Below are 21,651 nucleotides of genomic sequence, written 5' to 3'. Positions count from 1 at the left end.
TGAGTGTGTCAACATACTCCGCCGATTCGGCAGCAAAAATCAGCTCCGCCCTCGGCTCCGTGGGGCACGGCTCAGTGGTTTCCGAAGTGGCGGAGCGGCTGTTGGCCTACTTCACCAGCGGTGACATCGCCATCGGTACGAGACTGCCCGCCGAGCGCCAACTGGCCGCATCCCTGGGCGTCGGCCGTTCGGCCGTGCGCGAGGCGCTGGCCGCACTGGAAATCATGGGCATCGTGATCGTCCGACCGGGATCCGGCACCTACCTGCGCGGAGGCATCTCGGAGCTGCTCCCCCGCACCCTCAGCTGGGGAATGATGCTCGGCGCCCCCCGGACCAGGGAGCTTGTTGAACTGCGCAGCGGACTGGAGGTCCAGGCGGCGCAGCTTGCCGCCGAGCGGATTGATGACGCGGCATTGGAGAGGATGCGGGAGCATCTGCAGGCCATGGCGGACAGCCTTGGCGATCTTGCCGCCTTCGTTGACGCCGACGCCGCCTTCCACCGCGAAATCGCCGAGGGCTCGGGAAACCAGGTCCTCCAGGAGCTGCTGCAAAGCATCAGGTCGCTGCTGCGGATTTGGGTCGACAGGGCCCTGACGGACGAAGGCCATGCCGAGGCGGCCCTGAAGGAACACCGCGCGATCTTTGCCGCGCTCGAAGCCCGCGACCCATCAGCTGTCACGGCAACCATGCAGTCCCACATGGAAACCGCATCCGGCCGCCTGTTGACGGGCTTCGAAGCGGCCCAGTAGGCGGCCGTCAGCCGCGGAAATCCTCCGTGGTGACGACCCTCAGGAACGCCGCGATCTCCGCCGGCATGTCCACGGAATCATTGTCGAGCAGCCACTGGACCTGAAGTCCGTCCATCAGCGCAATGAGTTGGCGCGCGGCCGCCCCCGGCGGCAGTCCAGCCCTGAGCTGGCCCAAATCGTCCATGTCTGAGAAGGCCCGCGTCAGCGTGGCCCGCGTCCAGTTGTAGCGGTTCTTAAAATACTGGTGCGCCGGGTGCTCCTCAGCGGTGGCCTCGGCCGACAACACGCAATAGAGCGCCACCAGACCGGGAACCGTGGTGTTGTAGCGGGCTAGATCCACCATGCCGCCCAGCAGCTCTGCACCCCTGGCCGACAACGAATTGGTCAGGGCGACGGATTCCTCATCCCGCAGCGTGAGGACTGATTCCAGCAGCGCCTCTTTGGACGCAAAATGGTGCAGCAGCCCGGCCTGGCTCAGCCCCACCTTCTCGGCAACGTCCTTCAGGGACCCGGACCGGTAGCCGGACACGGCAAAAACTTCGAAGGCGGCCTTCAGAATTTCCGCGCGGCGCGCTTCGGTCTTCGCATAGGCGCCCCTGGGCCCGCTCCGGCGTGAAGGAGGCACAGTAGTGTCGCCCGTCGTCTGTGTCATGGATAACACCCTAGCGGACTGGCCATTCTTGACAGAATTGGTCAACCTCTGTGCGGGACGTCACAATTCATAACGATTCAATCTCTTCGTTGAAAACCTAGTACCTGGTTGGTTTTTGCTGTTACGGTCATTTCCAATGGCCGTCCACGGTGGACGCCACTAACCCTGAAGGGGACCGAAGATGTTCCGACCTAGGCGAATGGCCGCAGTTCTTGCCGCCGTTGCTTTGGGCCTCGCCGGCTGCTCAGCCGGCGGCGACGCCTCCCAAGCACAAACCTCCCAAACCCTCACCCTCGGCACCCTCCAGGCGCCCAAGACGTTTGCCGCGAACCAGTCCGAGTTCGCCAACCTGTCCCCGTACTACCAAGCCGTGTACGACACCCTGATCCGGATGAAGCCGGATGGATCACTGGTGCCAATGCTGGCCACGGAGTGGACCTACAACTCGGACAAGACAGTCCTGACGCTCAAGCTGCGCAGCGACGTGAAGTTCACCGACGGCACCGCCTTTGACGCCGCCGCCGCCGCGGCGAACCTCGAGCGGTTCAAGGCCGGCACCTCGCCGGACGCCCAGTTCATGGCCGCCCTGGCCTCGGCGAAGGCCGTGGACGCAGCGACGCTGGAGCTCACCCTCTCGGCCCCGGACCCGGCCTTCTTGAACTACCTGTCCAAGGACGCGTCCTTCATGCAGAGCCCCGCATCGTTCACCGCTGCGGACATTGCCACCAAGCCCGTCGGCTCCGGCCCGTACCTGCTGGACACCGCCGCAACGGTGACGGGAACCTCCTATGTCTACAAGCGCAACCCGGACTACTGGGACAAGGACCTGGTCCACTACGACAACCTGGTGCTGAACGTCTACAGCGACCAGACCTCGCTGCTGAACGCCATCAAGTCCGGCACCCTCAACGGTGCCAACACCGCCGACAACAACACGCTCACCGAGATCGAAGCAGCTGGCTACAAGGTCAACCCGCTTCAGCTGAACTACGCCGGGCTGCTGCTCTTCGACCGGGCCGGCACCACCAACCCGGCCCTGAAGGACGTCCGCGTCCGCCAGGCCATCAACTACGCCTTCGACACCAAGTCGCTGCTCCAGTCCCTGGGCCAGGGCTACGGTGAGCTGACAGCGCAGGTCTTCCCGCCGTCGTCGGACGCCTTCGACAAGTCCTTGGACTCCCGGTACGCCTATGACCCCGCCAAGGCCAAGTCGCTGCTGGCCGAGGCTGGCTACGCCAGCGGCCTGACGCTGAAGCTGCCCTCGTCCACGCTCTTCGGCACCTCGCTGCCGGCACTGATCACCCAGCAGCTCAAGGACGTCGGCATTACCGTCGAGTTCACCGATACGGGCAACAACTTCATCGCCGATCTGCTGGCCCCCAAGTACGGCGTGACCTACATGATCCTGGAGCAGCAGTCCGACTGGCAGCTGATCAACATGATGCTGGCACCGACCGCCCCGTGGAACCCGTACAAGTACGAGGACCCGAAGGTTGATGAGCTCATCAACACCGTCCACCTCGGTTCGGCTGATGAGCAGAAGAGCGCAGCCAAGGAGCTGAACAAGTACATCGTGGAGCAGGCCTGGTTCGCTCCCTGGTACCGCCCGCAGTCCAGCTACGTCACCGACGCCAAGACCAACGTCGAGGTCCAGACGGGCAACGCCTACCCGTTCATCTGGTCCTTCTCCCCCGCCTCCTAGCGGACAGCTGCGGGGCGGGGCCGCACACCAGCGGCCCCGCCCCGCAGCTTCAGGAACTCCCTAAGGAATTGTCGATGTACCGATTCGTGCTGCGGCGCCTGCTCTCCGGCGTCCTCCTTTTGTTCGTTATTACCACCGTTGCCTACCTGCTGCTCTATGCAGGCGGCGGCGACATCGCCCGCCGCATCGTGGGCCCCACGGCCAGCGAAGCCCAGGTGGCGCTGAAGGCCCACGAGCTGGGCCTGGACCGGCCGCTGGTCCTGCAGTACTGGAGCTGGCTCACCCATGCCGTCACCGGGGACCTTGGCCGGTCCTGGTTCAATGGCCAGCTGGTCAGCACCGGCGTCAGCACCCGGATGTCGGTGACCATCTCCCTGGTCCTCGGGGCCACCATCATCTCGGCAGTGGTCTCCGTTGTCATCGCCGTCTGGGCCGCCGTCCGCCGCGGCTGGGTGGACCGCGTGGTCCAGTTTGTCGGCGTCCTGGGCTTCGCCATCCCGGGATTCCTCATTGCGCTCGGGCTCGTGTCGCTGTTTGCGCTGAACCTGAAGTGGTTCAAGGCCACCGGCTACATCCCCATCACGACGTCGTTCGCCGGCTGGGCGTCGACAGTCACGCTGCCGATCATCGCCCTCTCCATCGGCGCCATTGCCGCCGTTGTCCAGCAGGTCCGCGGATCCCTGATCGATGCGCTCCGCCAGGACTACGTCCGCACGCTCCGCGCCAGGGGGCTGTCCTTCAACCGCGTTGTCTACAAGCACGTGCTGCGCAATGCCGGCGGCCCCGCACTGGCTGTCCTAGCCGTGCAGTTCATAGGCCTGCTCGGCGGCGCCGTCATCGTTGAACAGATCTTCGCCCTGCCTGGCCTGGGGCAGATCACCGTAGCCGCCACCGGCCAGGGCGACATCCCGGTGGTGATGGGCGTCGTCGTGGCCACCGCCGCCCTCGTCGTCACCGTCAACCTCATCATCGACCTGGCCCAGGGCTGGCTCAATCCGAAAGTTCGCTTGTCATGATCGATACCCCCACAGCGCTGCCCACCCCGGCGGCCAAGGTCCCCCTGTTCCGCAGGCTCCTCGCGCACCCCACCGGTGCGGCCTCCCTGCTGGTCCTGTTCCTCGTGGCCCTCGCCTCGGTGCTGGCACCGCTGCTTGCCTCCCACGATCCCAACACGGCCGATCTGCAGTCGGTGCTGGCCAAGGCCGGATCCGAGCACCTGCTCGGGGCGGACAGTGCCGGACGCGACGTCTTCAGCCGGCTGCTGTTTGCCGGCCAGTTCAGCCTTGCCGGCGCCCTGGTGGCCCTCGCCGTGGCAGTGCTGCTGGGTGTCACGGGCGGGCTGGTCGCCGGCTACTACGGCGGCTGGTTTGATTCCGTGTCCTCCTGGCTCACCGGCCTGCTGATGGCACTGCCGGGCATGGTGGTGCTGCTGGCGGCCCGCGCCGTCCTGGGCCCGTCGATGTGGCTGTCCATGATGATCTTCGGCATCCTGCTCTCGCCCGCCTTTTTCCGGCTGGTGTACGCCTCCGTCACGGCCGTCCACAACGAGCTCTACGTTGACGCTGCACGGGTCTCGGGTCTCAGCGACGTCCGGATCATCGGCCGGCACATCCTCACCGTGGTGCGGGCGCCCGTCATCATCCAGTCCGCCATGGTCCTGGGCATTGCCATCGCGATCCAGGCCGGCCTGGAATTCCTGGGCCTGGGCGACATGAACATCCCCACCTGGGGCAGCATGCTCAACGAAGGCTTCATCAACCTGTACAAGTCCCCCACCCTGGTCCTCTGGCCCGCACTAGTGATCGGCGCCGTCTGCGTTGCCCTGACCCTGCTGGCCAACGCCATGCGTGATGAACTCGAGCGCAGCCGCGGGCCGGCCAAACGCCGCAAGCGTGCCTCCTCGGCGGCCGCCGACGAGGCGGAGGCAACCGCCAAGCGCGGCGACGCCGCCGTCATCCACCCCGAGGAGACCACAGGTTCAGCCGGCGGCATCCTGCTGGAGGTCATCGGACTGGGCGTCGGCTACGACCAGGCGGACGGCTCCACCTCGCATGTGGTCAACCACGTGAACCTGCGGGTCCGCCGCGGCGAGGTCCATGGCCTGGTCGGTGAATCGGGCTCCGGCAAGACCCAGACTGCCTTCTCCATCCTGCGCCTCCTGCCGCAGGGCGGGCGTGTCACCGGCGGCTCGATCATCTTCGACGACGAGGACCTGGCCCAGCTGAGCGAGAAGGAGATGACGAAGGTCCGCGGCAAGCGGATCGCCTACATCCCCCAGGAACCGATGTCCAACCTGGACGCCGCGTTCACCATCGGCAGCCAGCTCATGGAACCGATGCGGGTGTGCCTGGGCATCTCCAAGGCCGAGGCCCGCGAGCGTGCGCTGGCCCTGCTGGCGAAGGTGGGCATCCCCAACCCGGAACGCACCTTCAACGCCTATCCGCATGAAATCTCCGGCGGCATGGCCCAGCGTGTGTTGATTGCCGGCGCCGTGTCCTGCCAGCCGGATCTGCTCATTGCTGACGAGCCCACCACGGCCCTGGATGTCACGGTGCAGGCCGAGGTTCTGAACCTGCTGCGTGAACTCCAGGACGAGCTGCAGATGGGCGTGATCCTGGTGACGCACAACTTCGGTGTCGTGGCGGATCTGTGCGACAGCGTGACTGTGATGCAGACGGGCCGCGTGGTGGAGACCGGTCCCGTCCGGGCCATCTTCAACAATGCCGGCCACCCCTACACCCGCCAACTGCTCGACGCGATCCTGGAGGACACTGCCCCGCGTGGAGCTCTCAAGAACAGTCCGCTGAACACCGGAACCCCCAACACCCTCTCAGGAGTGACGCTGTGAACGACACACTGCTGGACGTCAGGGACGTCGTCGTCGAATATCCGCTGAAAGGGTTCCGCAAGGAGCCGTTCAAGGCACTGAAGGGTGTATCGCTGGACATCCGTCCGGGCGAAACTGTGGGCCTGGTGGGTGAATCAGGGTCCGGCAAGACCACCCTGGGCCGGGCCGTGCTGGGGCTGGCCCCCGTCACCGGCGGCAGCATCAAGTACCGCGGCCAGGAGATCTCCCAGGCCACCCGGGCCCAACGCCGGGAGCTCAGCCATGAAATCCAGGTGGTTTTCCAGGATCCCTACACCTCGCTGAACCCCTCCATGACCATCGAGCAGATCCTGGTTGAGCCGCTGACCGTCCGCAAGGTGGAGCGCCAGGCGGCCAACAGGCGCGTTGCCGAGCTGCTGGACCAGGTGCGGCTGCCGCAGGACGCGGCCCAGCGCCTGCCCCGGGAGTTCTCCGGCGGACAGCGCCAGCGTGTCGCCATCGCGCGCGCCCTGGCCCTGGACCCGAAGCTGATCGTCTGCGACGAGCCCGTCTCGGCGTTGGACCTTTCCACCCAGGCCCGGGTCATGGACCTGTTCATCGAGATCCAGGAGCGGACGGGCGTCGCCTACCTCTTCGTCTCGCACGACCTCGCCGTCGTCCGGCACCTCAGCCACCGTGTGGCGGTGATGTACCACGGCGAGATCGTGGAATGGGGCGACGGCGACCAGGTCACCGGCTCCCCCGAGCACCCTTACACGCAGCGGCTCTTCATGGCTGCGCCGATCCCGGATCCGGACCGGCAGGCCAGGCACCGGGCCGACAGGCTCCGGCTCCTTGACCTGCAGCACCAGCAGGACCTCCAGGCCGGCGTGGCCTAGCACTCCCCCGCCCGGCCCCCAGCTTCCCACCACACGAAAGGCGAGCGCATGACGCAGGCCTCCACCACAGCACATCCAGAACTCTCCGCCCGTGCCACCTTCCCCGCCGGCTTTGCCTGGGGCGTCGCCACTGCGGCGTACCAGATCGAAGGCGCCGTCGCCGAGGGCGGCCGCGGGCCCAGCATCTGGGACAGCTTCTCCCACCAGAGCGGAACCACCATCCACGGCGACACCGGGGACATTGCCTGCGACCACTACCACCGCTGGGAGGGGGACCTCGACCTCATGGCAGAGCTCGGCATCCCCTCCTACCGGTTGTCCCTGTCCTGGTCGCGCCTGCAGCCCACCGGCACCGGCCCGCTCAATCCCGAGGGCGTCGCCTTCTACCGGAACCTGCTGGCCGGCTGCGCCGCCCGGGGCATCACCCCCTACGTCACGCTGTACCACTGGGACCTGCCGCAGCCGCTGCAGGACGACGGCGGCTGGCCGGCACGGCACACGGCCTCCCGTTTTGGCGACTATGCCGGGCTCGTCGCCGATGCCCTGGGCCATCTGGCGGAGCACTGGATCACCATCAACGAGCCGATGTGCGCGGCCTTCCTGGGCCACTCCTGGGGCATGCAGGCACCGGGCAGCAAGGACGACAGGCTGGCCGTCCGCGCAGCGCACCACCTGCTGCTCGCCCACGGGCTGGCCCTGGCCGCGTTCCGGGAGCGCCGGCCGGAGGCCAAGGTGGGCATCACCAACATCATTGGCAATCTGAACCCTGCCACACAGTCCGAGGCAGACCGGCTGGCCACCGAGCATTGGGACGCCGTCAGCAACAGGATCTTCCTGGACCCCGTCTACCGGGGCCGCTACGCGGACTCCACCGTTGCCGCCTACGGCCAGTACGGGCTGACCGCCACGGGCGAGGGTGCCGGCGGAGGCGACCTCGTCCAACCCGGGGATCTGGCATTGATCTCCGCGCCCGGTGATTTTGCCGGCATCAACCACTACACCAATATGCTGGTCGCCGCCGGGGACGACACCGGCACCCCCAATTGGCAGCATGTCCGCCCTACGCCGTCCTCGTTCGGCTGGTCCGATACGCCCGAGGCACTGAAGACAGTGCTGAAGCGCGTGGCGTCCGAGTACACCAGCCTCCCCCTGTACGTGACGGAAAACGGCATCACCCTGCACGACTACGTCGATCCGAACGGCGAGGTCCGCGACACGGAGCGCATCCACTACCTGCGCGGCTACATCTCCGCCGTGGGCGAGGCCATCGCCGACGGCGTTGACGTCCGCGGCTACTTCGCCTGGTCCTTCATGGACAACTTCGAGTGGGCCGAGGGGTACGACAAGCGCTTTGGCCTGGTGTTTGTCGACTACGGCACCCAGCGGCGCATCCCCAAACAGAGCGCCCACTGGTACGGCGGCATGATCGCCGCCCAGCAGGACGGCGTCCGCCCGGCCCGCTCCACCGCGGGGGCCACCGCATGAGCATCGCAACTTCTCCTTCCACCACCGACGGGACCACCGCCTTGAACACCACCACCGCCGAGCACCTCTCCACCGAAGCGCGCTTGGCCTCGCTGCTGGCCGAGCTCACCCTCCAGGAGAAGGTGCAGCTGCTGACCGGCCGCGACTTCTGGACCACGTGGCCCATGGCGAAGATCGGCCTTCGCCGCATGCTGGTCTCGGACGGCCCCACCGGGGTCCGCGGGGAGGTCTGGGACGAACGCCACCCCTCCATGAACTTCCCCTCCGCGGCTGCCATCAGCTCGAGCTGGGATCCTGCCATGGCGGACCGCCTCGGTGCCGCGTCCGCCGTCGAGGCGCGGCGCAAGGGCGTCGACGTCGTCCTGGGCCCCACCATCAACCTGCACCGCTCCCCGCTGGGCGGGCGGCACTTCGAGGCCTTCAGCGAGGATCCCGTCCTGACGGCCGAACTCGCCGCCGCCTACGTCTCCGGCGTGCAGCGCAACGGCGTGGGCGCCACCCCGAAGCACTACGTGGCCAACGATTCCGAGACCGACCGTTTCACAGTGGATGTCCGGGTCGGCGAGCGGCCGCTGCGCGAGCTGTACCTGCTCGCCTTTGAAAAGGCCATTGTCGAGTCCAAGGCGTGGCTGGTCATGAGCGCCTACAACTCGATCAACGGAGCCACCGCCACCGAAAACGAACTGCTGGAAACGCCCTTGAACTCCGAGTGGGGTTTCGACGGCGTCGTCATCAGCGACTGGACGGCCGTGCGCAGCATCAACAGCGCCAACCACTCCCAGGATCTGGTCATGCCGGGCCCGGCAGGGCCGTGGGGCGAGGCGCTGGTCGCAGCCGTCACCGCCGGCGAGGTGGCCGAGGCCAGCATCGACCGCAAGGTGCTGCGCATCCTGCAGCTCGCCGCGCGGGTCGGTGCATTGGAGGGCTTCGACGCCGTCCAGGCCGAGCCGCTGGACCGCGAGGACCCCATCGCCTTCGCCCGCGAGGCCTCGGCCGCCGGGACCGTGATGGTCAAGAACGACGGCGTGCTGCCGCTGGATCCGGCAGCGGCCCCCCGCATTGCCGTCATCGGGCACAACGCCCGGTACGCCCGCACCCAGGGCGGCGGATCCGCAACGGTCGTCCCCGAACGGATCGTCACCCCCCTTGATGGCATCCGCTCCGCCTTTGGCGTTGACAAGGTCTCCTACAGCGTGGGGGCCGTGGTCCAGGAAGGCATTGCCGAACTCCCCCTGGAGCAGCTGGCCAACCCCGTCTCCGGCGGCCCCGGACTGCGCGTTCGGTTCCTTGGCGCGGGGGGCGAGGAGCTCTTCGCCGAAGACCGCCGCTCCACAGCACTGGTCTGGTTTGGCGGGGACGCACCCATCCTGTCCTCGGCCCTGGTCCAATTCCGCACCATCTACACCCCTGAGGAAACCGGGACCATCCGTCTGGGCTTCTCCACCGTGGGCACCGGGCGGATCTTCGTCGACGGCGTCCTGCGGCGCGAAGCCACCATCGTGGCCACCGGCACCGATCTGGGCGCGGCGTTCCTGGCACCACCCTCGGCCTCCGTGGAGGTGGCGGCCGTGGCCGGCGTCCCGCTGGACGTCGTCGTCGAACTCGACACCAGCGACCGCACCGGCGCCCTTGCCAACGCCCTGAGCATCACCATCGGCATCGAGGCGGACAACAGCAGCCCCGAGGCACTCATCGCCGAGGCCGTTGCGGCGGCCCGCGGCGCCGATGTTGCCGTCGTGGTCGTGGGGACCAATTCCCGGGTGGAATCCGAAGGCTACGACAGGACCTCCCTGGACCTGCCCGGACTGCAGGACCGGCTGGTCCACGCCGTTGCCGCGGCCAACCCGCGCACCATCGTCGTCGTGAACTCCGGCGCCCCGGTCCTGATGCCCTGGCGCGGCGAGGTGGCCGCGACCCTGATTGGCTACTTCGGCGGGCAGGAATTTGGCCGCGCCCTCACCGACATCCTTACCGGCGCCGTCGAGCCCGGCGGGCGGCTGCCCACCACCTGGCCGGCCACCCAGGAGGACGTCCCGGTCATCAACGTCACCCCCGCCGCCGACGGCACGCTGGTCTATGACGAGGGGATCCACATCGGCTACCGCGCCTGGCTGAAGGCCGGGGCAACACCGGCCTATGAATTCGGCTTCGGACTCGGCTACACGCAGTGGACGCTTGATTCCGTGGACGCCCCGGCGGTGGCGGAACCCGGCGGCACCTCCGCCGTGGTGGTGGCCCTGGCCAACACCGGCGCCCGTTCCGGCAAGACGGTGGTCCAGGTCTACGCCGAACGCGCCGACTCCGCCGTCGACCGCCCCGTCCGCTGGCTCGTTGCCTCCACGCCCGTCTGGGCGGCGGCCGGCGAAACCACCACGGCCGTGCTGGACATCCCCACCCGGCTGCTGGCCTACTGGGACAACGGGTGGGTCTACGAACCCGGCGGCTACACCCTTCGCATCGGCACCTCCGTCACGGAACTGCCGCTGAAGACCACCATCAGCATCTCCACCCAGGAAGGAACCCTATGAGCCTGCCCAACCCCCTGATCCCCGGCTTCAACCCGGACCCCAGCATCGTCAAGGTGGGAGCGGACTACTACCTGGCCACCTCGACTTTCGAATACCTGCCCGGCATCCCCGTCTACCACAGCACCGACCTGCACTCCTGGAGCAGGATCGGCCACGTGGTGGACCGTGAAGGCCAGCTCGATTCCCGGGACGTGCCCACGCTCGGCGGCGCCTGGGCACCCACCATCCGCTTCCACGATGGGCTGTTCTACGTTGCCGTCACCGACGCCATGGGCCGGGGAACCCTGGTGTTCACCGCCACCAATCCGGCGGGTCCGTGGAGCGACGGACTGGCCATCGAGGGCGCCGTGGGCATCGACCAGGATCTGGCCTGGGATGGGGACGGCACCACGTACCTGACGTACTCAGGGCTGGACACCGTCACCGGGAACGCCGCGGAACACGGCGGCATCCTCCAGGTCCGCGTCGATCTGGCCACGGGCAAGGCCCTGGAGGAACCGCGCAGCATCTGGTCCGGCACCGGGCTGATGTTCCCCGAGGCCCCGCACCTCTACCAGCACGGCGGGTACTGGTACCTGATGATCGCCGAGGGCGGCACCGAGCGCGGCCACAGCGTCAGCATCGCCCGCGGCACCTCCCCCGCCGGACCTTTCGAGGGCAACCCGGCCAATCCCATCCTCAGCGCCCGCAGCACCGAGCGGCCCATCCAGAACACCGGGCATGGGGACCTCGTGCAGACGCCCGACGGCGGCTGGGCCATGGTGCTGCTGGGCATGCGGCCCAGGGGCATGACCCGGGCCTTCTCCGCCCTGGGCCGTGAAACCTTCATCACCCCTGTCACGTGGGAGGACGGCTGGCCCGTCGTCGAGCCCGTCATCCTGAACCCGCGGCCCGGGGGCGGCAGTTTCGAGGACGGCTTCGCCACCGACGAGCTCGACGGCGGCTGGATCGCCGTGCGGCGCTTCCCCGGCACGTTCGCGTCGACGGCGAAGAACCCCGGCGTTCTCACCCTTGCCGGCGACGGTTCGGGGCTGGACGATCCCCGCCCGGCCTTCCTCGGCCGCCGCCAGCAGTACCAGGTGGAGACCATCTCAGCCCTGGTGGACGCCGGATCCACCGCGCACCCGGGCAGTGCCGGTGGCCTGGCCGTCCGCTACGACGAGGCGCACCACTATTCCATCGAGCTCAGCGGGACCACCGTCACGGCCCGGGCGCGGATCGCCTCGATCGAACAGACCTGGACGCACCCCGTGCCGGACTCCCCCGTGGAACTGCGCATCGAAACCCGCCAGCCCGGCCACGGCACCGGCTTCGGCCACTTGAGTTCGGACACCATCGCGCTGCAGGCCGTCATTGACGGCGAGGCCCTGACACTTGCCGAACTGGACGGACGCTACCTCTCGGCCGAAACCGCCGCCTCCTTCACCGGACGGGTCGCCGGCGTCTTCGCCACCCGGGGCAGCGTCGCCTTCGAGTGGTTCCGCAGCACCGGCCGCGAACCCAACTAACAGCCACCACCCCAACGCCAACCAAGAAGGCCTTGATGACTACTTTCACCGCTGAAAGCCCCCTGTACTTTGTGATGCGCCATGCCGAGGGCAACCGCCTGCTCAGCGAACGCGTCCCCACCCTGACCAGCAACCCGCAGCTGCACACCCTGTATTTCCATGGTGTGGGCACCATCCTGGGCACGGAGGCCGCCCTCGCCGGCAAGCCGGAGGAGACGGCGGACATCCTGCGTCTGCTCGGCGAGCTGGAGCCCGAGGACCCGCATGCCCAGCGCGCCGCGGCGGCCGCCCTCGGCGTCGCGGCCCCGGATGCCGGCTACGAGCCGGCCACGGTGGAATGCGGCAGCGCGGCGGCCTCACATCCGGCGTCCGTCGCTGCGCTGGAGCGTTTCGAACTGTTCCTGGCCGGCCCCTCGCACGGCAATCCGTTCACCGACGTCGAGCTGAAGGCCGAGTTCACCTCGCCCACGGGGATCCGTCTGAGCGTTCCGGGCTTCTACGACGGCAACGGCAGCTACCGGGTCCGGCTTCTGGTTCCGGCCGCCGGGGACTGGACGTTCACCACCACCAGCAACGCCCGCTCGCTGGATTCCATCACCGGTTCCTTCACCGCTGCCGAAGCCGCCGCCGGCGCCAAGGGCGTGGTCCAGGTGGCCAGCACCTTCCACTTCACCTATGCGGACGGCACCCCCTACCTGCCCATCGGCACCACCTCCTACGTCTGGACCCACCAGGGCGACGCGCTGGAACAGGCGACGCTGGACACGCTCGCCGCCGGCCCCTTCAACAAGATGCGCATGTGCGTCTTCCCCAAGTCCTACCTGTTCAATGAAAACGAGCCGGCCCTGTACCCCTTTGAGGGTTCCCTCGAGGCGGGCTTCGACTACGACAGCCCCAACCCGGCCTTCTACCGGCACCTTGAACTGCGCATCGACCAGCTGGACGCACTCGGCATCGAGGCGGACCTGATCCTGTTCCACGCCTACGACCGCTGGGGCTTCTCCACCATGGGACCGGCCCAGGACGACCGCTACCTGAAATACGTCGTGGCGCGCCTCGCCGCGCACCGCAACATCTGGTGGTCCCTGGCCAACGAGTACGACCTCCTGTTCCGCAAGACCACCGAGGACTGGGAGCGCTTCGGAGGCATCGTCCAGGAGAACGACCCCAGCGGCCACCTGCTCTCCATCCACAACTGCCAGGACTTCTACGACTACAGCCGGCCGTGGATCACACACAGCAGCATCCAGCGCCAGGATGTCCACAAGACTGCCGAGTTCACCGGCGAGTGGCGCGACCGCTGGCGCAAGCCCGTGGTGATTGACGAGTGCGCCTACGAGGGCAACATCGACCAGGGCTGGGGCAACATCACCGGCGAGGAGATGGTCCGCCGCTTCTGGGAGGGCGCCATCCGCGGCGGCTACGTGGGCCACGGCGAAACTTATATGCACCCGGACGACATCCTGTGGTGGGCCAAGGGTGGGGAACTGCACGGCACCAGCCCGGACCGGATCGGCTTCCTCCGCGACATCCTGGAGCAGACGCCGGGCGGATTCCTTGACCCGCTGCCCAGCCCCTGGGATGTTCCCACCGCCGGACTGGCCGGCGAGTACGAGATCAGCTACTTCGGCTTCAACCAGCCCACCTACCGCCACTTCGTGGTGCCCGCCGGAACGACGTACGAGGTGGACATCATCGATACCTGGAACATGACCATCGAGACACTGCCGGGGACGTATGAGGGACGGTTCCGGCTTGAGCTGCCCGGACGGCAGTTCATCGCCGTCCGCCTGCGCGCCGTCCGGGACGGCCAGTGACCACTGAGGAGAACCACTCCCGGCTCTTCCCCGCCACTGAAACCATCGCCTCCGGTCCCTGGCGGTTCCAGCTCCGCGGGGATGAGTTGGCGGACATCGAATACCGGGGCCGTCCTGTGCTGCGGGCCATCCGGGCAGTGGTCCGGGACCACAATTGGAGCACGCTGGCGCCCTCGGTGGCGGCCGTGGCCACCCGGGAGGAGCACGGCGCCGCCGTTCTGGCGTTGGACATCGACTACGCGGGAACGGGTGCCGCCTACCGGGCCGTTCTCACCGTATCGGTCGATGCCGCCGGGCTGAGCGTCGCGTTCGACGGCGAGGCCCCGGCCGCGTTCGCCAGCAACAGGATCGGGCTGGTGGTGCTGCACCGGCCCGACGACACCGGACGGGCCATCACGGTCGGCTCGCCGGATGGCTCCGCCGCGGACCAGTGCTTCCCTTCCGACATCAGCCCGCACCAGCCATTTCTGGATGTCTCCTCGATGGCCTGGAAGCGCGATGGCACAGCCTTTTCCCTCGAGTTCAACGGCGACACGTTCGAGACGGAGGACCAGCGGAACTGGACCGATGCCTCCTTCAAGACCTACAGCACCCCCTTGTCCCGCCCGTTCCCGGTGGCCGTCGCCGCCGGGGACAGGGTGCACCAGTCCATCCGCCTCGCCGCGGTGCCTGCCGCGGCCGGGTCGGCCCCCGCCGCCGGGGCGCTCAACCCCGGCGTCCCGGTCGTACGCAGCCACGGCGCCGGGATCGTTCCGGGGCTGTCGACGTCGGCGTCCACCTCGGCCGCCCCCCTGCAGCGGATTCCCGGCATGGACGCGCTCCTCGTGGAACTTGGCGGAAGCAACCTGGTGGGGGCCGCGGACGCCCTCCACCAGGCGCAGGAGCAGGCGGCAGCTCTGGGCGTGCCGCTGGACGTGCGCCTCGCCGTCGGCGGTCCCGACGATCTGCCGGGCCTGCTGGATCTGGTGCCGCTGGCGCGGACCACCCGGCTGGGCGTGTTCGATTCGGCCACCCACGTCACGGAACCGGCACTGTGGCAGGAACTGAACGAGCAGGCGGGGCGCCGCGGCTTCACCGGGACGCTGCTGGCGGGCGCCCGATCGCACTTCACGGAACTCAACAGGGCCTCCGACCGGCTGCCCGCGGATGCGCCGGCGCTGGTCTACAGCATCACCCCGCAGATGCATTCCACAGAGGTGGCCCACATCATCGAGACGCTGCCCATCCAGCGCCAGACGGCGCTCAACGCCCTCCGGCTCGGATCTGGAAGGCCGCTGCACATCGGCCCCGTGACGCTGCGGGCCCGGTTCAATGCCGTCGCCACCGATGGAACCAGTGACAGTGCGGCAGCCACCGATCCCCTCCAGGGCGAGGACTTCACGGCGGCCTGGCTGCTGGGCAGCATCGCGGCACTGACCCTGCCGGGCGTGGAGACCATGAGCTGCTTCGAGGCCGCCGGCGCCCGCGGCCTGCTGGACGAGGCAGGCACCGAAACCCCCGCGGGGCGCCTGTTCACCCACCTCGCCTCCCTGCGCGGCGCCGTGGTGTTGGCCGTCGACGGCGGCGTGCCGGGCCTTGTCCTCTACCCCGTCCGCGCCGGCGACGGCGCCGTCGTGCTGTTCGCGGCCAACCTCACCGCTGCTCCGGTCACGTCCGCCGTCGACCTCGACAACGGCCGGCGCCACATCCTGTCCCTTCCCGCCTTCTCGGCCACGGCCGTCCGCCTCGGCTGACCCACCCACCACGAAAGAGAACCACCGATGTCTTCCAAACTTGCAGGAAAATCCGCCCTCGTCACTGGCGCCGGCTCAGGCATCGGCCTGGCCGTGGCACAGCGTTTTGCCGCCGAAGGTGCCCGTGTCTACTTCGCTGACATCAACCATGGCGCCGCTGCAGCTGCAGCCTCGGATGCCGCTGGCGGCACGTCCACAGCACTCGCCATGGACATCTCCGACGAGGCCAGCGTCGCGGCGGCCTACGCCACCATCGCCGCCGAGGGGCCCCTGGACATCGTCGTGGCCAACGCCGGCGTCCAGCTCTTCGGGCAGGACGCCCGGGTGGGCGACCTGGACCTGGAGGTCTGGGAAAAGACGGTCGCCATCAACCAGCGCGGGGCCTTCCTGACCCTCAAGCACGCCGTCCGGGCCATGGCGGGCCTGGGCGGCTCCATCATCTGCACCGGCAGCCCCACCGCCGTCGTTGCCTGCGGACAAACCTTCACCGCCTATTCCAGTTCCAAGGCCGGCGTCCATGGCCTGGCCCGTGTGGTGGCCGCCGACTATGCCGGGGAAGGCATCCGGGTCAACACTGTTGTTCCGGGCTACACGGAGACCCCGTTGGTGCGGACCATCGCCGCAGACCCTGTCAGCCGGGCCGGCCTGGTGGACTCAACCATGCTGGGCCGCGCCGGGACGGCCGCCGACGTCGAGGGCATCATGGTGTTCCTCGCCAGCGACGACTCGGCGTATGCGACGGGCGGCCTGTTCACCGTCGACGGCGGCCTGACCGCCTTGTGAGGCCGGGGCGGGCACCCCGCCGGCAGGCATGCCACATTTCCCTCTGCCCGGGGGTGGACTAAATCTGCAGGCGGGGTTAGCGTCGAATCACGTTGCGAGGAGGCGATGAGCATGACCAAACCCCATCCGCACACCAACCCCAGGGACCGCGCCACCGAGGATGAACTCAAGGAGGCCTTGAGGCTGCAGGCCGACGACAGCGAATCCGAGGCCGAAGCCGCCCTTGGCGCAGCCGTCGACGATGAGCCCGTCGACGTGGACTAGCCGGAGGAGTTCCTAGCCCAGGCGCTGGCGGACCATGTCGCTGACGGCTTTGCCATTGAACCGGCCGGCCACCTCGGCGGTGACCTCCTTCATGATGGTCCCCATCTGGCGCATCGACGGCTCAATGCCTTCTGCTTCCAGGGCCGCAAACGCAGTGTCGATGATCGCCGCCACGCCCGCCTCGCTGAGTGGCTCCGGCAGGTAGGCCTCAATCACCTCTGCCTCGGCGATCTCCCGGGCCGCACGGTCGCCATGGCCGGCCTCGGCATAGATCGCTGCCGTGTCGCGGCGTTTGGCCGCCTCCTTCTGCAGCAGCGCAGTCACCTCGGCATCGTTCAGATCAACGGGCGTCTTCCCACCCTTCTCGCGGGTCTCAATCTCGCCCAAAACATTGCGGACAGTCGTCAGCTCCAGTTCGTTGTGCGCCTTCAAATGGACGACGACGTCGCCCTTCAGCCGTTCCTTCAGCGTGCTCATGTGATCGACCTGTCTTGGTGGTTGGTTGGTGCTGGGAGGCTGCAGAGCCCGTTCACTACTACACGGAGCCGACCTTAAGCCTGCGTTTCCAGCAATGTTGCCATTTGTTAAGCACCCAGGACAAACATAGGGTCGGTGAGTTCACCATGCAAAGCCCATGCGGGCGACAACGTTATCCTTTCCCCCTCGCGGCGCGGTTTCCTGGCCGCCGCACTGACCGGAGCCGCACTGACGCTGGCCCCGATGCAGTTCGCCGCCGCCGACACCGGAGCCAGCAACACCAAAACAATCACCGGGCATCTGGAGCCCGGTGCCGCAGACTTCGTCTATCTTCCCGTCGAAGTTCCCGCCGGTGTCAACAAGATCAGCGTTTCCTACAGCTACAGCAAGCCCTCGGTCGCATCAGGGCTGATGAACAACGCCTGCGACATCGGCATCTTTGATGACAAGGGCACCAAGCTAGCGGGCAAGGGTTTCCGTGGCTGGTCCGGCGGCTTCCGCACCGAGTTCTTCATCAGCGCCGCAGAAGCAACCCCCGGGTACCTGCCCGGCCCGGTCGGCAAGGGCACGTGGAACATCGTCCTCGGCCCGTACCAAGTGGCCGAGCAGGGCATGGACTACACCGTCAATGTCACCTTGGACCACGGAGCCGACGGCGCCCCCTACCGCCCGCAGTACGCGGCGCAGCAGGTTGCCGGCCGCGGCGCCGGCTGGTACCGCGGCGACGCCCACCTCCACACGGTGTATTCCGACGGGAAGCGCACGCCCGCGGAGGTCGCTGCCGGCGCCCGTGCCGCGCGCCTGGACTTCATGATCAGCACCGACCACAACACCCCCGCGTCGCACGGCGCGTGGGGGCCGCTGGCGGGCGAGGACCTGCTCATTCTCACGGGCGAGGAAGTCACGACCCGCAACGGCCACTACCTCGCCCTCGGACTGGAGCCGGGAGACTGGATCGACTGGCGCTACCGGGCGCGCGAGAAGGGATTCGAGCAGGAGGCGCAGCGGATCCACTCCTCGGGTGGAATCGTAGTTCCGGCACACCCGTACTGCCCCTACGTCGCCTGCCGTTGGAAGTTCGGCTACGACAACGCCGACGCCGTTGAGGTCTGGACCGGGCCGTGGACCGCCGACGACGAGTACGCCATCAATACGTGGGATTCCATGTTGTCCCAGTCCGTCCGCGGCGGCGGCCGCTGGCTTCCTGCGATGGGCAACAGCGACGCACACAGTGCCCCGCAGGTCATCGGCTTCCCTCACAACGTCGTCAACGCTTCGGCACTTTCCCGGGACGCCGTGCTTGAGGGCATCAAGAACGGTCGGAGCTGGATCGCGGAGTCTGCGGACGTAGCCCTGGCCTTCAATGCCACTTCCGGTGGCCGCAGCGCTGGAGTCGGCGAGCGCCTCGACGCCGCCGAAGACGCCCCCGTCACGGTGACGGCAGAGATTTCCGGCGTCCCCAACGCCGTCGTCCGTTTCATCACCGATGAGGGCCAGATCCGCCAGAGCAGCCTCCCGGCCTCAGGCCAGGGCACCGTCACCTGGGTGACGACGCCGCAGCTGTCCGCCTATGTGCGCGTCGAAGTCCGCCACCCGATGGCCGATGGGACGCCCAGCAACGGCACTGCCATGGGGACCACCCTCCTGCTCGGTCCCATGGCGGCACTCACCAACCCGATCTTCCTCGGGAAAAAATAGCCCCCGCCGTCCACGGCACCGTGCACCCATGTGGGTTGCAAGGTGCCGTGGATGTTTGCGTCAGCCCCGTCCGCCCTCGATCCTTCGGCTGCGCTGCTCCTGGGCCTTCGGGCCGTAAGGGTATACGCCCACCCGGGGCGCGCTGACGTCCGTGAGCCGCTGGACCTCGTCATCGAGCAGTTCCAGATCCGCCGCGGCGAGGTTGTCCGCCAATTGTTCGACAGTGCGGACGCCAAGAATCACGGACGTGACGGCGGGGCGGGCGGCCAGCCAGGCCAGCGCCACCTGGGATGCTTCCACGCCATGGTTGGCTGCGATGCCCTCTACGGCAGCAACTACATCCCAGGTCCGGGGATCGTCGTTTCGTTGCTGCCAGGCTTCCATCCCGCGCTGGGGGTTCTCGCCCAGCCGCGTGGCACCGGCGGGTGGTGCGTCCCGCGTGTACTTGCCTGACAGCCAGCCGCCACCCAGCGGCGACCACGGCAGCAGACCGATCCCGGCGTCGAGGGACGCCGGGACAATCTCGGACTCGATCTCGCGGACCAACAGGTTGTACTGGGGCTGCAGCGTTGCCGGGACGCTCCAGCCATGTGCCTTGGCCAGATGGACGGCCTTGGTCAGCTGCCAGCCCAGGAAATTTGAAAACCCGTAGTAGGCAATCTTGCCCCGGCTGACGGCATCGTTGAGGAACCGCAGGGTCTCTTCAAGGGGTGTGATGGGATCCCACGCGTGCATCTGGTACAGGTCGATCTGGTCCACACCCAGGCGGCGCAGTGAATCATCCAACGCACGCGTGAGGTGGCGGCGGGAGGTTCCGACGTCGTTTGGGCCGGCCCCCATCGGAAAGCGGCCCTTGGTGGCGACCACCATCGTCTCCCGGACGTCCGGGCGGGCGGCAAGCCACCGGCCGATGATCTCCTCCGACGCTCCGGCGCTGTACACGTCGGCCGTGTCGATGAAGTTGCCGCCGGCGGCGGCGTAGCGGTCAAGGATGGCATGGGACGTTTCCTCGGTGGCCTCCGCGCCAAAGGTCATGGTGCCAAGCGCAAAGCTGGAAACCACGGCACCACTGTTGCCCAATGTGCGGTATTGCATGATGCTCCTCAGCCCTCGGTGGGGGTCTTGCCGTTGGGAATGTGGTTCCGCCAGCTGTGCTCGGGGGCGAACCCGAGCATCCGCTTCGCCTTGTCGATCGACAGCATGGTCTCGTGCTCGCCGAGCTCCTTCGACACCTTCACATGGGGGAACACCTCGGCGGCCAGTTCGGCACTGGGCCGGTCCATGACCGTGTCCGCGTTCGCAATGATGAAGGCTTCAAACCCCGGCCGGCCGTTTTCCAGTGCACGGACCACGGCCTGCGCACCATCCCGGCCGTCAATGTACGCCCACAGGTTCCACTTGCGCAGTCTCGCATCGGCGTCAAAGGACGGAAAGTCGGCGTAGTCCGCCACATCCATGACATTGGAAAACCGAAGCCCCACGATGCTCAACTCCGGATCCCAACGCGTCATCTCCACGGCCATCTGCTCCTCCAAATGCTTGACGAGCGAATAGGTGCTTTCCGGCCGGGCCGGATACTCCTCATCAACGGGGATGTAGGGCGGGTCGACGTCGAACGGCAGCCCGAGCACCGTCTCGCTGGACGCGTACACCACCTTCTTGATCCCCGCCCTTCGGGCAGCTTGGAACACGTTGTAGGTGGAGAGCATGTTGTTCTCGAAGGTGGCAGCATCCGGCAGCAGGCCCGGTGCGGGAATGGCCCCCAGGTGGACCACAGCGTCGAAGCCGCTGTGCCTGTCATCCAGACCCAAAAACACGTCCAGAACCTGTCCGTAGTTGCGCAGATCCACGAGGGCCAATCCCGGACTCCGCTCCCCCGCCCGGTCAAGATTGAGCACCTGGTGCCCGTCCTCGGTGAGCCGACGCACCACGTGGCGCCCCAGCTTCCCACTTCCACCCGTCACTGCAATTCTCATCTATGCTCCCTCGAATATCGGGTCAAGTACCGACAAGCCGATCCTACCGACCGGATCCGTTCCGCAACGGAAAAGCTCCACCGGGAGCTGGCCGGGTCGCTGCATCGCAACACCGCTTGGCACCAATGGCATTTGTCTCCAAATGGAGTGTGGCACCGTCAATCTGGTCCACAGCCACTACTCCCAAAATAGGGTGTGGAAATGCCTCAAACGGGGTCAACTGGTCACCCGAAGTTCAAGGGCAAATGATTCCTAAGTCGTTGCATTTAATCCTCTCGTTAACGAAGCCCATGGTTAAGGACAATCCACCCAACTACTAATGGATTGCTAGGTTCCTCGGCTCGTCATTTCGACAGCCTATTGAGGATTTTTTATCCCACATTCTACCTGCGGGACCTCGCCGCATGGTTGTCCGTTTTGACAAGGAATCGCCCGAGGACTAATGAAATGTTCTGTCATTGACGATCATTTCCCCTTTGGCCGGCGTTTGGCCCTGGAGGCAGGTGAAGTGGGCTGATGCCGCGGAAAGCATGTTGAACGGGCTCTCCACGCGCTGAGTACGGCGCCCGGGACG

General features: G+C 67.3%; 17 protein-coding genes. 13 read left to right on the top strand and 4 right to left on the bottom strand.

Going from position 1 to position 21,651, the window contains the following annotated elements; genetic code table 11:
- Window positions 1-5 precede the first annotated feature (5 nt).
- Entirely contained in the window at window positions 6-749 is a 744-nt protein-coding gene (locus K254_RS0105650; protein WP_026554539.1) for a FadR/GntR family transcriptional regulator, read from the top strand.
- A 7-nt stretch (window positions 750-756) separates the two neighbouring features.
- Here the strand turns inward: K254_RS0105650 and K254_RS21980 are convergent, their stop codons facing one another.
- Complete coding sequence (locus K254_RS21980; RefSeq protein ID WP_051388890.1) at window positions 757-1,401, bottom strand: TetR/AcrR family transcriptional regulator; 645 nt, start codon at window positions 1,399-1,401, stop codon at window positions 757-759.
- 199 nt (window positions 1,402-1,600) lie between these two features.
- Here K254_RS21980 and K254_RS0105640 point away from each other — a divergent pair, with 199 nt between their 5' ends.
- From K254_RS0105640 to K254_RS25630, 11 genes are all read left to right on the top strand, one after another.
- A complete protein-coding gene (locus tag K254_RS0105640; RefSeq protein WP_231391755.1) occupies window positions 1,601-3,103 on the top strand; it encodes an ABC transporter substrate-binding protein in 1,503 nt (500 codons plus the stop codon).
- A gap of 74 nt (window positions 3,104-3,177) precedes the next feature.
- Window positions 3,178-4,119: an ABC transporter permease gene (locus tag K254_RS0105635; RefSeq protein WP_026554537.1), complete on the top strand. Its 942-nt coding sequence runs from the start codon at window positions 3,178-3,180 to the stop codon at window positions 4,117-4,119.
- The gene (locus tag K254_RS21975) at window positions 4,116-5,951 is read left to right on the top strand and encodes a dipeptide/oligopeptide/nickel ABC transporter permease/ATP-binding protein (RefSeq protein ID WP_051388889.1); all 1,836 of its coding nucleotides are present in this window, start codon (window positions 4,116-4,118) and stop codon (window positions 5,949-5,951) included. Before K254_RS0105635 ends, K254_RS21975 begins: the two co-directional genes overlap by 4 nt.
- A complete protein-coding gene (locus K254_RS0105625) occupies window positions 5,948-6,808 on the top strand; it encodes an ATP-binding cassette domain-containing protein (protein WP_026554536.1) in 861 nt (286 codons plus the stop codon). The genes K254_RS21975 and K254_RS0105625 overlap by 4 nt, the downstream gene beginning before the upstream one ends.
- Window positions 6,809-6,856: 48 nt before the next feature.
- Window positions 6,857-8,293: a GH1 family beta-glucosidase gene (locus K254_RS0105620; RefSeq protein ID WP_026554535.1), complete on the top strand. Its 1,437-nt coding sequence runs from the start codon at window positions 6,857-6,859 to the stop codon at window positions 8,291-8,293.
- Window positions 8,290-10,821, top strand: a complete 2,532-nt coding sequence (locus K254_RS0105615) for a beta-glucosidase family protein (RefSeq protein WP_081709923.1) — start codon at window positions 8,290-8,292, stop codon at window positions 10,819-10,821. The genes K254_RS0105620 and K254_RS0105615 overlap by 4 nt, the downstream gene beginning before the upstream one ends.
- Window positions 10,818-12,329: a glycoside hydrolase family 43 protein gene (locus tag K254_RS0105610; RefSeq protein ID WP_026554533.1), complete on the top strand. Its 1,512-nt coding sequence runs from the start codon at window positions 10,818-10,820 to the stop codon at window positions 12,327-12,329. Before K254_RS0105615 ends, K254_RS0105610 begins: the two co-directional genes overlap by 4 nt.
- A 35-nt stretch (window positions 12,330-12,364) precedes the next feature.
- Complete coding sequence (locus K254_RS21970; RefSeq protein ID WP_231391754.1) at window positions 12,365-14,146, top strand: DUF5605 domain-containing protein; 1,782 nt, start codon at window positions 12,365-12,367, stop codon at window positions 14,144-14,146.
- Entirely contained in the window at window positions 14,143-15,879 is a 1,737-nt protein-coding gene (locus tag K254_RS21965; protein WP_051388887.1) for a hypothetical protein, read from the top strand. Before K254_RS21970 ends, K254_RS21965 begins: the two co-directional genes overlap by 4 nt.
- Before the next feature lie 27 nt (window positions 15,880-15,906).
- On the top strand, window positions 15,907-16,662 hold the full coding sequence (locus tag K254_RS0105595; protein WP_026554532.1) for an SDR family NAD(P)-dependent oxidoreductase: 756 nt from the start codon (window positions 15,907-15,909) through the stop codon (window positions 16,660-16,662).
- 111 nt (window positions 16,663-16,773) lie between these two features.
- Entirely contained in the window at window positions 16,774-16,926 is a 153-nt protein-coding gene (locus K254_RS25630; RefSeq protein ID WP_155848460.1) for a hypothetical protein, read from the top strand.
- Between the two features lie 12 nt (window positions 16,927-16,938).
- Here K254_RS25630 and K254_RS0105585 read toward each other — a convergent pair whose 3' ends face one another.
- Window positions 16,939-17,403: a GatB/YqeY domain-containing protein gene (locus K254_RS0105585; RefSeq protein ID WP_026554531.1), complete on the bottom strand. Its 465-nt coding sequence runs from the start codon at window positions 17,401-17,403 to the stop codon at window positions 16,939-16,941.
- Window positions 17,404-17,538: 135 nt separating this feature from the next.
- Here K254_RS0105585 and K254_RS0105580 point away from each other — a divergent pair, with 135 nt between their 5' ends.
- On the top strand, window positions 17,539-19,101 hold the full coding sequence (locus K254_RS0105580) for a CehA/McbA family metallohydrolase (protein ID WP_196810883.1): 1,563 nt from the start codon (window positions 17,539-17,541) through the stop codon (window positions 19,099-19,101).
- A 60-nt stretch (window positions 19,102-19,161) separates the two neighbouring features.
- On the opposite strand, the gene K254_RS0105575 is transcribed toward K254_RS0105580, so the two are convergent.
- Together K254_RS0105575 and K254_RS0105570 are read right to left on the bottom strand one after the other, a co-directional pair.
- Complete coding sequence (locus K254_RS0105575; RefSeq protein WP_026554529.1) at window positions 19,162-20,196, bottom strand: aldo/keto reductase; 1,035 nt, start codon at window positions 20,194-20,196, stop codon at window positions 19,162-19,164.
- 8 nt (window positions 20,197-20,204) lie between these two features.
- Window positions 20,205-21,077: an NAD-dependent epimerase/dehydratase family protein gene (locus K254_RS0105570; RefSeq protein ID WP_026554528.1), complete on the bottom strand. Its 873-nt coding sequence runs from the start codon at window positions 21,075-21,077 to the stop codon at window positions 20,205-20,207.
- Between the last annotated feature and the right edge of the window lie 574 nt (window positions 21,078-21,651).

It is taken from the genome of Arthrobacter sp. 35W (genome assembly GCF_000482545.1).
Lineage (GTDB): Bacteria > Actinomycetota > Actinomycetes > Actinomycetales > Micrococcaceae > Specibacter.
The sequence above is the reverse complement of the archived record's forward strand: the minus strand, read 5'-3'. Positions and strand labels throughout refer to the sequence as shown.